This window comes from Occallatibacter savannae (genome assembly GCF_003131205.1).
GTDB lineage: Bacteria > Acidobacteriota > Terriglobia > Terriglobales > Acidobacteriaceae > Telmatobacter > Telmatobacter savannae.
In genome coordinates this window covers 488,151-501,113 of sequence record NZ_QFFY01000001.1, presented here as the reverse complement: position 1 = coordinate 501,113, position 12,963 = coordinate 488,151, and the positions used below count along the sequence as shown (strand labels likewise).

The following is a 12,963-nucleotide window of genomic DNA, read 5'->3' as shown; positions in this document are numbered from 1 at the left end:
GGCCTCCGTTAGCAGCGAACGATCTTGGGAGAGTCGATGCCGCGGGTGGCGTTGCGGGTGTCGATGATGAGTTGGGACTGGTCGACGATGGCGCGGTAGTCGTAGGTGGAGTGGTCGGTGACGATGACGACGGCATCGTACCGCGCGAGATTGTCGAGCGGTGTGTTGGTCATGTTCAGGGCGTAGTGGCGACCGTGACCGACTGTGGGAAAGTATGGGTCGTTGTAAGAGACGGCTGCGCCTTTTTCGCGGAGGAGTTCGATGATGGTGAGCGAAGGAGACTCGCGGAGGTCGTCGATGTCGCGCTTATAGGCGAGACCGAGGACGAGGATCTTCGAGCCGTTGATGGACTTGCGATGGCGATTGAGGCCGTCGGCGAGCTGGTCGATGACGAAGTAGGGCATGTTGATGTTGACTTCGCCGGCTAGCTCGATGAAGCGGGTGCGGAAGTCGAACTGCTTCGCTTTCCACGAAAGGTAAAAGGGGTCGATCGGGATGCAGTGTCCACCGAGGCCAGGGCCGGGATAAAAGGCCTGGAAGCCGAAGGGCTTGGTTTTGGCGGCGTCGATGACTTCGTGGATATCGATGCCCATGCGCATGCAGAGCTGCTTCAGTTCGTTGACGAGAGCGATGTTGACGCAGCGGTAGATGTTTTCAAGGAGCTTGGTCATCTCAGCGACAGAGGGCGTGCTGACGGGGATCACGCGGCGGAAGATGGAGCCGTAGCAGGCCGAAGCGAGATCGGAGGCGACTACGCCGCAGCCTCCAACGACTTTTGGGATGTCGTGTCGTGCGACTGTCTCGTTGCCGGGGTCCTCGCGCTCAGGAGAGAAGGCGACGTGAATGCCATTTTCAGCGGAGTTGCGGGCGACGGTGAGGCCGTGACGATTGCCTTTCTCGATTAGCGGAACGACGAGTTCTTCGGTGGTGCCGGGGTAGGTGGTGCTTTCAAGGACGACGAGCTGGCCATCGTGAAGATGAGGGGCGATGGATTCAACCGTGCTGGATACGTAGCTCAAGTCGGGTTCGTGGAACTCATTAAGGGGTGTTGGAACGCAAATGATGATGACATCCATTGCTTCGATGTCGGAGTAGTTCGATGTGGCGACAAACCCGACTCGCTGCGCCTGCTGAATGGCCTGCGGAAGAATTCGGACTATGTAGGAGCCACCGTTGTTGAGGGTCTCGACCTTGCGCTGCTCGATGTCGAAGCCGGTGACGCGAAAGCGCTCGTTGCTGAAGAGAAGAGCGAGCGGTAAGCCAACGTATCCCATGCCGACGATGCCGATTCGTGCCTGGCGGGTTTCGATCCTATTTTTGAGCTCAGTGAGAGACACGGCAGTGGTGCTGGACATACAAAGATTGTAAGCGGGCTTTTCGGTCAGTCTGGATGGCTGTCGCGATCGAATCGGATACCATAGAAATTCATCCAGAGCAGACTGGACCGAATTGGGAAGGAGAACCGGTGACGAAGTATCTGGTGACGGGCGCGGCTGGATTTATAGGCAGGTCCATTGCGGCGGCGCTGCTGAAGCGTGGGGAATCTGTGCGTGGAATCGACAGCTTCATCACCGGGAAGCGCAGCAATCTGGCCGGGCTTGAGGAGATGGAGTTCATCGAGGGAGACCTGACCAAGCCGGAGGACTGCGCTCGGGCCTGCAAAGGGGTTGAGGTGGTATTTCATGAGGCAGCGCTGGCCTCAGTGCCTCGGTCGGTGGCTGATCCGGCGGGTACAAATCTGCATTGCGTGACTGCGACGTTGAATCTGCTGGTGGCGGCGAAAGATGCGGGAGTCCGACGAGTGGTGTATGCCGGGTCGTCCTCCGCATACGGAGATACGCCGACCCTTCCGAAACATGAGGGGATGCTGCCGAAACCAATTTCGCCATATGCGGTGGCGAAGCTGGCGGGAGAGCAGTACATGCAGGCGTTCAACCGGGTGTATGGGCTGGAGACGGTGACGCTTCGGTACTTCAATGTATTTGGGCCGTTCCAGGATCCTACGTCGCACTACTCCGGGGTGCTGGCGATTTTCTGTAGAAAGATGCTGGCTGGAGAGCAGCCGACCATCTATGGGGATGGCGAGCAGAGCCGGGATTTTACATTTATCGAGAATGTGGTGCACGGTAACCTTCTGGCGGCAGCCGCTCCTGCCGAGAAGGTGGCAGGGCAAATGATGAACCTCGCGACAGGGTCCCGGATCACGCTGAACGAAACGTTTCGGATACTTCGGGAGTTGACCGCGTACTCTGGAGAGCCTCGGTATGCGGAGTCCAGGTCGGGAGACATCCGCGATTCGCTAGCAGACATTCATCTTGCTGAAGAGCTGCTTGACTACAAGCCAGTGGTGAATTTCCGAGAAGGACTGAAGCGGACGGTTGACTGGTATCGGGAGAGCGATGCTCTACCGCCAAGATAATGCGGACCCCTTTATCTTCGCCTCCATATGTGATGCGCCTCACGAACTATTCTCTGCAGAATCGGTGACACTGTTTGCGTTCGGAAGCCGGTAAAAGAAGACCGGTGTATCCGGTGCGCCGTCATGGACTGGTATCCGACGAGCCGCTGGAGAGCGCGAACCAGGACGCTGATCGTTGGCGGAAGCAACTACGGTCCCAAAGGAGCAGAGTGAGGTAGCAGGCTGCAGACAACTGCAGCCCGATGCGAACTCTACCACGTCATTCGTGGAACTGTGGTTCATCGCCCGCCGGAATAGGCGGTTTTTGCTAGCGCTCGTGGGGACGCTGATTGGGGCGTCTCTGGTCTATTGCCTCGTCGCCCCGAAGGAATACGTGGCGAGCGGTGAAATCGAGTTTCGTGGCGCGCCGGAGTCACTGCTCGCAACTGATCGAAACGAGCCTAGTGCGTCTGCGGCCGCCCTTGGACAACTCCAGCTTGAGACTCTGGCGAACGCGCTGCGGAGCGAGCAGCTTGCGTGGGATGTGATCACAAGGCTCAAGCTGTATGAGAAACCGGCCTTCGCGCGCTCCTTTCAGCGGAGGTTTCGGGACTTTCGGCCGGATAGGGTCAGCAAGGATGCGGAGGAGTATCTGCTGCGCCGGTTCGACCGACGTCTCACGGTAGAGAGCTTGCCGCACACCCTGGTCTTGAGCATACGATTTCGGTCCCGTGATCCCGAGTTGTCTGCAGCGGTTGTGAACGCGTTGATTGAAGAGTATGAACGGAGGGAGAGAGACTCGCGATTGCAGGCGAGTGCTGGAAGGGCAGAGTGGCTTGGCACACAGCTTGAGGAAATGAAGAAGCGAGTGGATCAAGATGTCTTGAGGCTCGCTGATTTTCAACGCACAAATGGAATTGTGACCGCTTCGGCCAGAGCTGGGGCCGTCGCAGATGTTGCCCAGAACGGTGTGATGACGGAGATAGAAGAAGCCAATCGAGCGCTGGCGAATGCGACGGCGGAGCGCATCGGCAGGGAAGCGGAATATGAGGCCGTCAGGAAGGGCGATCCGGAGTTGGCAGTCAGTGCCGAGCGTGCATTGTCGAGCGGTAATCCGCAAATGAGCCTTTTGCAACAATTGAGGGCACGCAGAAGCGACCTGGAGCTGGAGGAGGCACGCTTGGAGATCGAGCATGGGCCCAACTTTCCGCGTGTTGTGGAGATTCGCACTGAGCTTCGAGATACAGACCTGCAGATCAAGGAGACCCATGCGAAACTTGTGGAAAGCCTGCGAAGCGCATGGAAGACATCGGTAGCTCGCGAGGCGTTGCTGCGCAAGAATGTCAACGAAGTAACCGGAGCAGGCTTGAAGCTGAGCGGCGCGGCCCTGTCCTACGAATCGATGTGGCAGGAGGCGAACACAAACCGCGAGACCTACCTGGCGCTTCTACAGCGATCGGAAGAGGCGAAAGTAGCCATGGGGAGCCGCGGCTCGACAATTCGAGTGATTGACTATGCGCGAGTGCCCGCGAAGCCAGACTCGCCGAATGCTCTGCTCGATCTCACAATTACGGCATTTGTGTCAATGTGGCTTGCGGTTGTAGCCGTGCTCGCGATCGAGAGTCTCCGCAAGAGAAATCTCCCGACCGCAGCAATTTCGATTCTGATCGCGATCGGTGCCAGCCTGAGCCAGGCCCAGGCACCGACACCAAATACGTCAGGATTACCGGCTGGTGTGGCACACAGCCCGCAGACTATGGACCTGAGGATGATGCCGAACGCCAAGGATGCACCGGATGTTTGGAAGACTGGCAGAGCGGGCGGAGCATCGGCGGGTACGCCTCCGGGTCCAGAGCACTCGGCTGTGGTGATGGCAGCGCCGATCGGGCCCGGTGACCTGCTGGAGGTGACCGAAGGACATGGAACAGATCTACGGGAGAACGTCCGTGTTTCTGAAGCGGGCACGGTTGTGCTGCCGCTGGCGGGCGAAGTAGACGTCCGTGGGTTGGACGAGCGCTCTGCTGCGCACGCGATCGAGAAGGCGTTGATTGTCAACGGAATGTTGCGCCGTCCGCAGGTGAAGGTGCTGGTGACGGCGTATGCGGGGCAGGATGTGTCAGTGCTAGGCGAGGTGGTGCGGCCGGGCGTTTACAGCTTCACCGTTCATCATAAGCTGCTGGATCTGATTTCGTTGGCATCCGGATTGAGCCCAAATGCCGGGCGCCTGGTCTCGATCACGCACCGGAGCGATCCTGAGAAGCCCGAAGCTGTGGTGCTCGATCCGAGCGGAATTGATCCCGGAGGGAAACACAATCCGGAACTCGAAGCAGGAGACACAGTTCAGGTTGGCAGGGCGGGGCTCGTTTACGTGGTGGGCGATGTGATTCGGCCGGGCGGGTTCCCTGTCGATCCCGTGCAGGCGATCACGGTGGTGCAAGCCATATCGCTGGCCTGGGGACCGACTCAGAACGCGTCGCTCAAAGAAGCTGTTCTCATCCGCGAACAGCCGGGAGGACGAACGGTCACAACATTGAACCTCAAACGGATGCTCAGGGGCAAAGATCCAGATCTACCCGTTCGCGATCGAGACATTCTATTTGTGCCGAATTCGATGGCAAAAAACCTCATCAACCGCAGCCTGGAGTCAGTAGTGCAGTCCGCGGTAGGGGTGAGTATCTATTCCGGGCTGGTGTACTCGCAGAGGTATTGAAGGATGCGACGTACAGCATGGGTTCTGCTGGTTCTGTTCGTTTTTGCGATTCCGTGGGAGTATTCCCTGGACGCAGGGGCGCCGTTCGGAAATGTTGCGCGAGTACTCGGCATACTGACGTTGCTGGCAGCTGTTCCCGCTGTGCTGCTGGAGGGAAGATTCAGGCGAACAGGTGCGATTCACTGGCTGATGATTGCTTTTTACCTCTGGCAGTGCTGCACGTTGCTTTGGACGCTGGTCCCGCAACTGACACTGTTCCATTTGCGCGCTTACGCGCAAGAGATGATGGTGGTCTGGCTAATATGGGAGTTCGTGGACAGCAAGCTTGATCTGCGGATGTTGCTTCGCGCATGGCTGGCGGGTTCGGGAGTTCTGGCTCTTTTGACAATGGCAGGTTTCGTCTCTGCAGTTCGACTTGCCTCCGAGCAAGTACGATTCGCCGCGATTGGGCAAGACCCCAACGACGTGGCAAGGCTCCTTGTGTTCGGGTTCCCGATCGCTATGCTGGTAGCCGCGGGCACATGCACACGGCGCGAGCGAGCGTTGGCTCTGCTGTATTTTCCTTTGGGTTCCGCAGCCATCTTGGTCACCGCCTCCCGAAGCGGGATTCTCCTGGAGCTCGTCGCTCTTGTTGGCTGTGTGTTGGCCGGGCTACGCTCGCACGCGAGGGCGACTCTGATCGCAGCTGGCTCCGTGGTGTTTGCCGCAGGCGTGATCTTCGTTGTAGCTCCGTCCGGCACTCTTGACAGGCTTGGCAGTGCTGCGCAGGCGCGTCAGTACGGAGATCTGAATCAGAGAGTGAATATCTGGTCGGCGGGGTGGGAAGCGTTTGAGGATGCTCCGATCATTGGACGCGGCGCGGGTGCGTTTGTGTCGGCGGCGAAGCTTGCACCGGAGGATACGGCGCACAACACACCCCTTGCACTCCTGGTTGAAAGCGGCCTGTGCGGATTGTCTCTATTTTTAGCCATTTTCCTGGTTGCTGCGCGTGCGATCTGGAGGTCGGAACCTACCGTGCGGCTCGGCCTTTCCATTCTCATGCTGCTGTGGGTAATCTCGTCGCTGACTGGAACCCTGTGGGAGAACAGGATCACTTGGCTGATGATCGGCGTTGCGGCTGCGAGCGGAGGGACTGCGGGAGAATCGAACTTGAGGATGTCTGATCGCGATCAGGTCCCGGTTAGCGACTCTGCAGAATTTAATGCGCCGTCACTTGCCTAAAGACTGAAACTCTTGAGGGAATTAGCTGGGAGGGACAGACTTGCGCGGAGGCGAAAGCGCCTACGTTTAGGGTTCTTGGCCAGGAGCTGGCGGTAGAGGAGTTCCCATTGGTCAAGGACTGAACTGAGATCAAATCGGCTGACGATTTGTTTCCTGCCTCTGTGGCCGAGTTCGATGCGCGCGGATTCAGGCAAGTTCATTAACGCTTTCATCGCAATGGCGAGTGCTTTCGGGTTTCCGACCGGTGCGGTTGGGAGCGATGAGCTGGTGAGGACTTCTCGGCAACCATCGATGTCTGTGAATACGGCGGGGAGTCCGCATGCGGAAGCCTCCAGGAGGGCCATCGGCAGACCCTCCCAACGAGAACTAAGGACGAAAGCGTCGTGAGCTTGCATCAACTGAGCTAAATTCGTTTGGAAGCCGAGGAAGAGAACCCGTTCTTGCAGATCTAGCCGTGTGGCGAGAGCACGCAGTTCATTTTCGAGAGGGCCGGAACCGCAGATGCTGAGGCGGGCCGTTTGCGGCAGCATCGCGAAAGCATGGAGCATCGTTGCGTAGTCCTTAACCGGTTCCAGCCTGCCCACTGCAAGCCAGCGGAATTCATCTGAACGGTTTGATCTCCTCGCGCCGGTCGTCTTCAGGGGCCAGCGTCGGCTATCGATACCGTTCGGGATGACCGTGATGGTTCGTTCATCGACGATGCCTGCATCGAGCCAGGTGCGTGCAGCGGTGCGGCTCACTGCGGTGACGCAGTCGGGAATCGATGAAGTCAGACGATAGCCCCTTCGGCGAGTGCTCGAACCGGTGGCGGGAGAATGGATCGTATCGATGAGGACACGGAGGGGCGCTATGGCGCGAATACCACGGCCCATCAGGGCTGCTTGAGCTAAATGCGAGTGAAGGATGTCAGGGGGTGCTGACTTGATGAGCTGGCGCAGAGTGTTCCAGCCATGCGCGTCGCTAAGTCCGGAAGTCATGCCAAGGCTGATGAAGGAAAGGTTCGCCGCCGTAAGCTGGTTTGCGAGCGGTTGGCCATCTCCGTAAAGGCTGATCAGGGTGACGCGCCAGCCGCGCTCAGCCATGCCATTGGCCAGGAGCAGGAGCTGACGCTCTGCTCCGCCGATGCGGTCGATAGTCGGGATGAGGTAGGCGATGTGCATCAAGAGCTGCGGCACACGAGGAGACGATCGATCTCAGATTCGTAGGAGGCCAGGGCACGCGGTAGTTCGTAGGGTTCAATCCACATGTGGGGATAGCGTTGTCCCGGACGGAGGCTGACGAGCGCATCCTGGAGAACTATCCGGAGGGCTTCTGAGGAGACGCACGATGCGAGCCATACGCCATCGTGGTTCTTCAGGAGATCGACGACTCCGGCGGAAGCAGGAGTAGCGACGATGGGAAGGCCCGCTGCGGCAGCCTCGAGCATCGCGTTCGGCATGCCCTCGGTTCGCGAAGATAGGACAAAAGCGGTGGCGTAAGGGAAGCGTACGACCGGATCAGGCACGTGCCCAACAAAATGTATGCGGCTGCGTATGCCGAGCTCAAGCGCCTGTCGTTCGAGATGGGACTGTTGAGGGCCTTCCCCGACCAGGATCAGTTCTGTGGAGGAGAGTTGAGGAGGAAGAGCAGCCAGAGCGTCAAGGAGGAGATCGAACCCCTTCTGAGGTACGAGGCGCCCAATCGCGATCAGAGTGAGAATCGCCGAGATGGATTTCTGCTGAGAGAAGGACATGCTGCGGATTGACGAGACATCTGTCGGGTTTGGAAGGACGACGAGATCTGACATCCGTACATGGAGTCCACTTCGAATTTCTTGAGCCATGGCTTTGCTTTGGCAGATGACGCGATCAGCGTGCCGGTAAGCGAGCGAGTAAGCGCGGCGCGACAGCAGCGGTGAGATCGAGCGGAGCGTCTCGGCGAGTGCTCCATTCTGGCGGACCATGATCCGTGTTGCGCGCGGGATGAAGGGCTTCAGTGCGAGGACCAGAAGATTGAGATGTGCGATTCCGGAGAGGATGAGATCGGGGCGAATCTTCCAGATCAGCGAGAGTAACGGGATGATGCTACGCCGGACCCGCGTCGCGGCGAGTTGATGGACTGTCGCCGGAAGCGAAGGGAGCTGGTGATGACTTTGAGCTGGGGCAATGAGAGCGAGGTGGACGTTATATTTCGCAGAGTCGAGCGAGCGTGCCAGCGTCTCGATGACGCGCTCGGAGCCGCCGCCTGCGAGGTGCGGGATAAGTAAGAGTAATGTTGGCCGTTGGCAAGCGGTCATACGAGTTCAAGGATTCAAGGTAGGAAAAACTTGACCAAGAGTAAGTGACCGCTCTCACAAACGAAGCACAGACCAGTTGCTAGAGTTGTTTGACTCTGAGGAATGGCGGGGCCTCGTTGCATGAGCGTTTTGCCGGCTGATCGAAGCGAGCTGTTTGGAACCACAGACTCGAGGCCACACATTCTTGTCGGCGTGACGAGCGCTCAGACATGCATCCTGCTGCCTGCTCGCTCACAGGCATTGATGGATGCGGGATTTCGCGTTTCGATCGTTTCGGGCCCGGGTGCGATGAGCGCTGGGGCAAAGAGCGTGCGAGGCGTGTCTACGCATGTGCTGCCTATGGAACGCGAAATTGCTGGTGTTCGCGACCTTATAGCCTTCTGTAGATTGCTGAGGCTTCTGAACAGGATTAAGCCGGACATCGTGGAGTTCAGCACTCCGAAAGCAGGGCTGCTTGGGATCGTTGCAGCATGGATTCATCGGGTTCCTGTGCGCGTATATTTCCTGCGCGGTCTGCGCGTGGAGACCTGTTCCGGGTTGATGCGAATGATTCTTCTCTGGTCAGAAAGGCTGGCCGCGGCATGTTCGCACGTGGTTGTAGCGAACAGTAAGAGCCTGGGCCGGCGGGCTCACGAACTCGGCATCTCAAACGAGAAGAAGACAAGGACTCTGGGTGAGGGAAGCAGCAACGGGGTGGATGCTCTGAGGTTCTCGCCGGGGGAGTCGGGGGTCCGCGAAGAATGGGGCATACCTGCGAGTGCGCGCGTGATCGGATTTGTGGGGCGTTTGACCGTAGATAAGGGCGTTCCAGAGCTGCTCGAGGCATTCGCGAAGATCTTGAGGAGGCAGCCGGACTGCTATCTGCTACTGGTGGGTTGGTTCGACGCAGCAAGTGACGCGCTTGGGCGCGGGCTTCGGGAACGGATCGAGGGACATCCGCGAATTGTGTGCACAGGATACGTTGCGGATGCAGCACCGTACTACAGGGCTATGGATGTGATGGTGCTGCCGTCGTGGCGGGAGGGTTTTCCAAACGTAGTGCTGGAGGCAGCGGCGTCCGGGGTTCCGGCGGTGGCGACGACGTGTACGGGATCGTGCGATGCGGTGGTGCCGGAGGTCACGGGGCTGCTTGTTCCACCCGGGTATGCGGATGCAATTGCTGAGGCGGTGCTTCGCCTACTGGGCGATGAAGACTTACGGGCGAAGATGGGCGAAGCCGCGCGAAAGTGGGCTGTTGAGCACTTTGAGCAGCAGCGCGTTCTCCGTATGACGGTTTTGTTCTATGAAGAGCTTTTGAGGGGCCGCAATCGCAGCCCGAGTACAAAGATCGAAGCACTTACGGAGTAGTCTGGATGACCGTGACCTCGGCAGGGACGGAAGCAGGTGCAGGGGAAGGCTGCAGGGTGTGCGCGCCGGTTTCCGCTGCGTGAAGTGCGCCCCCAGGCACGATGCCGAGAGCCAGGGTGGCGATCGTAGCCAGTGCCAGCGCGGTGATGATTCCGAGCCCAATGGGAGCAATTGGGGTGCGGACGGCTCGGTCTTCCTCATCGGGCCGCTGGGCCACGGCAAAGGCGAGCCGGAGATAGTATGCCGCGGCAAGGCCGGAGTTGAGAAGTCCGATCACGGCGAGGATCACGGCGCCTCCGCCGACGGCTGCGGTGAAGGAATAGAACTTGCCGAAGAAGCCGCCGGTGAAGGGGATGCCGATGAGCGAGATCAGAAAGAAGATGATCAGGCTGCCGAGGAGAGGCGAGCGGTAGATGAGGCCCTTGTAGTCGGCGATGAGGGGGCGCTCGTCGTTGTAGCCCCCGGCGATGGTGACGAGGGCGAAGATGCCGACGTTCATTGCGGCGTAGGCGGCAGTGTAGAAGGTGGCTGCGGCGATTCCTGTGGAGCCGAATCCGGCGAAAGCGGCGAGCAAGTAGCCTGCGTGTGCGATGGCGGAGTAGGCGAGCATGCGCTTGACGTTCTGCTGGCGCAGTGCGGCGAGGTTGCCGATGGTCATGGAGAGGACGGCGACTACCCAGAGTACCGGCGACCAGAGATGGCGGAGGTGCGGGAACATCTCGTAGAGGAGGCGGAGAAGGAATGCGAAGGCGGCCGCCTTGGGGCCCGTTGACATAAGAGCGACGACGGGCGATGGCGCGCCTTCGTAGACGTCCGGGGTCCATACGTGGAATGGCGCTGCGGAAACCTTGAACAGGATTCCGACGAGCATCATGGCGAGCGCACCCTCCACGAGGAGTTGGTTCTGAGCGGTGGCGGCTTGTCGGGCGATGTCGTAGATGGAGGTGGTGCCGGTGGCACCGAAGACCATGGCTATGCCGTAGAGGAGGAATGCGGTGGCGAAGGAGCCGAGGAGGAAGTATTTGATGGCAGCTTCAGGGCCCTTGCCAGTCTGCTTGCGGTAGCCCGCGAGAATGTAGGTGGAGATGGAGGAGATTTCGAGTCCGATGAAGACGACGAGGAGCTCGGTGGCAGCGGTGAGGAGACACATGCCGACAGCTCCGAACACCATCAGCGCATAGTACTCGCCCTGGTGGTGACTGTCTTCAGGAAGTGCGTCGAGAGAGAGAAGCAGGGTGACGATGACGATGCCGCAGATGAGGACGTGGAAGAAGACAGTGAAGGGGCTGGTCTCGACTGTGCCGGAGTAGCCTGTGCCCATAGGAAGCGAGAGCTGCCAGACGCTGGCGAGGTAGGCAACACCGGTTCCGATGGTGGCGAACCAGCCTAGAGTGCGGCGCGAGGTCAGCGGTGCGAGCGAGGCGTCGATGAGCATGACGAGAACGCCTGTGATGGTGAGGATGACTTCGGGGAGGATGCGGTAGATGTCGGGAATGGAGTTCACCGCTGGACCTCCATCGGGACTGAAGTGACGGCGGGCTGATCGGCTGATCGTGCCTGCTGGAGGACGATGGGTTTCGGCGCCGTTTCGATGGTACGGAGCCAGAGGTTCGGGGCGACGCCCATGATGAGGAGCAGGACTGCGATGGGCCAGAGGACGAGCTGCTCACTGAGCCGGAGGTCGGTTGCGGGAGACTCTGCGGCGAGTTTGCTTTCAGTGCCGTAGAAGACGCGCTGGATCATCCACAGCATGTAGGCGGCGCTGAGGATGACGCCGACGGTAGCGGCGATCGCCCAGCTATGACTAATGGTGAAGGTGCTGGAGAGGATGAGGAATTCTCCGATGAAGCCGTTCAGCATGGGCAGACCGATCATGGCGAGAGAGACGATGACAAACAGAGTGGCCAGACGCGGCACACGATTGGCAAGGCCGCCATATGCGGCGATCTGGCTGGTGGCGTAGCGAATCTCGAGAGCGCCGAGGAGCACGAAGAGGGCGGCGTCGATGAGTTCGTTGTTGAGGATCTGGTAGGTTGCGCCGGTCCAGCCGGTGAGGGTGAAGCCGTAGACGCCGACGGTGATAAGGCCGAGGTGGCTCATGGCCGCGAAGGCGAGAAAGCGCCAGTAGTCGCGCTGGACGAGGGCGAGACAGGCGCCGTAGAGGATGCCGATGACGCCGAGAGCGATGAGGAGTGGCGCGATGTTGTGGGCCTGAACGGGGAAGAGGCCGACATGGAAGCGCAGCATTGAGTAGAGGCCGAGTTTGCCGGCGACGACCATGGCCATGGCGACGGGAGCTTCAGAGAATGTGTCGGCCAGCCAGCCGTGGAGTGGGAAGACGGGGACCTTCACTGCGAAGGCGAAAAGGAAGGCGAGAGCGACCCAGAAGAGGGCTCCTGCGGGAACTGCGCCGACGGCGATGTCGGTACGGAGGTCGGGGAACTGGAAGGAGCCTGTCCGCGAGTAGAGATACAGGATGGCGACGAGGAGTGGGGCTGATGGGATGAACGTGAAGAGAAAGAATTTGGTTGCGGCGGCAGGACCGTTTTTGCGGCCGTACATCGCGATGAGGATGGCCATGGGGACGAGGGACAGTTCCCAGAAGCCGTAATAGACCATGAGGTCGAGCGAGATGAAGACGCCGAGCATGGCGGTCTGCTGGACGAGGAAGAGCGAGTAGTAGACCTTTTCGCGGCGCTGAATGGCCTTCCAACTGGCGAGAACTCCGATGGGACCGAGGAGGCCTACGAGGACGACAAGCCAGAGGCTGAGGCCGTCGACACCGACGTGGTAGAAGATGGCGGGGTTTTCAATCCAAGGCTTGTTCACGACGAACTGAAAGCCGGGATGCGCGGCGTCGTAGTGCGCGGGGAGGTGGAGCGCGAGGCCGAAGGTGACGAGGGTGGAGATGAGCGCGAGCCAGGCGGGGAGTTTGCTGCGGTCGGGGAGGAGCGCGACGAGGATGGCGCCGGCGAGCGGGGCGAGGAGGATCAGAGTGAGAATCATGCTGTC

At 59.6% G+C, this 12,963-nt stretch carries 9 protein-coding genes; 4 read left to right on the top strand and 5 right to left on the bottom strand.

What is annotated here, in order from left to right:
* Positions 1–8: 8 nt before the first annotated feature.
* Positions 9–1,355: a nucleotide sugar dehydrogenase gene (locus DHV10_RS02240; RefSeq protein WP_109484686.1), complete on the bottom strand. Its 1,347-nt coding sequence runs from the start codon at positions 1,353–1,355 to the stop codon at positions 9–11.
* A 110-nt stretch (positions 1,356–1,465) separates the two neighbouring features.
* On the opposite strand from DHV10_RS02240, the gene DHV10_RS02235 reads away from it, so the two are divergent.
* From DHV10_RS02235 to DHV10_RS02225, 3 genes are all read left to right on the top strand, one after another.
* The gene (locus tag DHV10_RS02235) at positions 1,466–2,419 is read left to right on the top strand and encodes an SDR family oxidoreductase (RefSeq protein WP_109485661.1); all 954 of its coding nucleotides are present in this window, start codon (positions 1,466–1,468) and stop codon (positions 2,417–2,419) included.
* Between the two features lie 304 nt (positions 2,420–2,723).
* Positions 2,724–5,108 carry a polysaccharide biosynthesis/export family protein gene (locus DHV10_RS02230; protein ID WP_162601132.1) on the top strand — a complete coding sequence of 795 codons (2,385 nt, stop codon included), beginning with the start codon at positions 2,724–2,726 and terminating at the stop codon, positions 5,106–5,108.
* A gap of 3 nt (positions 5,109–5,111) precedes the next feature.
* On the top strand, positions 5,112–6,329 hold the full coding sequence (locus tag DHV10_RS02225; RefSeq protein WP_109484684.1) for an O-antigen ligase family protein: 1,218 nt from the start codon (positions 5,112–5,114) through the stop codon (positions 6,327–6,329).
* Here DHV10_RS02225 and DHV10_RS02220 read toward each other — a convergent pair.
* Positions 6,326–7,489, bottom strand: coding sequence for a glycosyltransferase (locus tag DHV10_RS02220; protein WP_109484683.1), 1,164 nt, complete (start codon positions 7,487–7,489; stop codon positions 6,326–6,328). The genes DHV10_RS02225 and DHV10_RS02220 overlap by 4 nt on opposite strands.
* The gene (locus DHV10_RS02215; RefSeq protein WP_109484682.1) at positions 7,489–8,604 is read right to left on the bottom strand and encodes a glycosyltransferase; all 1,116 of its coding nucleotides are present in this window, start codon (positions 8,602–8,604) and stop codon (positions 7,489–7,491) included. Before DHV10_RS02215 ends, DHV10_RS02220 begins: the two co-directional genes overlap by 1 nt.
* Positions 8,605–8,724: 120 nt before the next feature.
* Here DHV10_RS02215 and DHV10_RS02210 point away from each other — a divergent pair, with 120 nt between their 5' ends.
* Complete coding sequence (locus DHV10_RS02210) at positions 8,725–9,951, top strand: glycosyltransferase family 4 protein (protein ID WP_162601131.1); 1,227 nt, start codon at positions 8,725–8,727, stop codon at positions 9,949–9,951.
* Here the strand turns inward: DHV10_RS02210 and DHV10_RS02205 are convergent.
* Together DHV10_RS02205 and DHV10_RS02200 are read right to left on the bottom strand one after the other, a co-directional pair.
* Positions 9,941–11,455 (bottom strand): NADH-quinone oxidoreductase subunit N, encoded by a 1,515-nt coding sequence (locus DHV10_RS02205; RefSeq protein ID WP_109484680.1) that lies wholly within the window; start codon positions 11,453–11,455, stop codon positions 9,941–9,943. The genes DHV10_RS02210 and DHV10_RS02205 overlap by 11 nt on opposite strands.
* Positions 11,452–12,957: a complex I subunit 4 family protein gene (locus DHV10_RS02200; protein ID WP_239461254.1), complete on the bottom strand. Its 1,506-nt coding sequence runs from the start codon at positions 12,955–12,957 to the stop codon at positions 11,452–11,454. The genes DHV10_RS02205 and DHV10_RS02200 overlap by 4 nt, the downstream gene beginning before the upstream one ends.
* Positions 12,958–12,963: the final 6 nt, after the last annotated feature.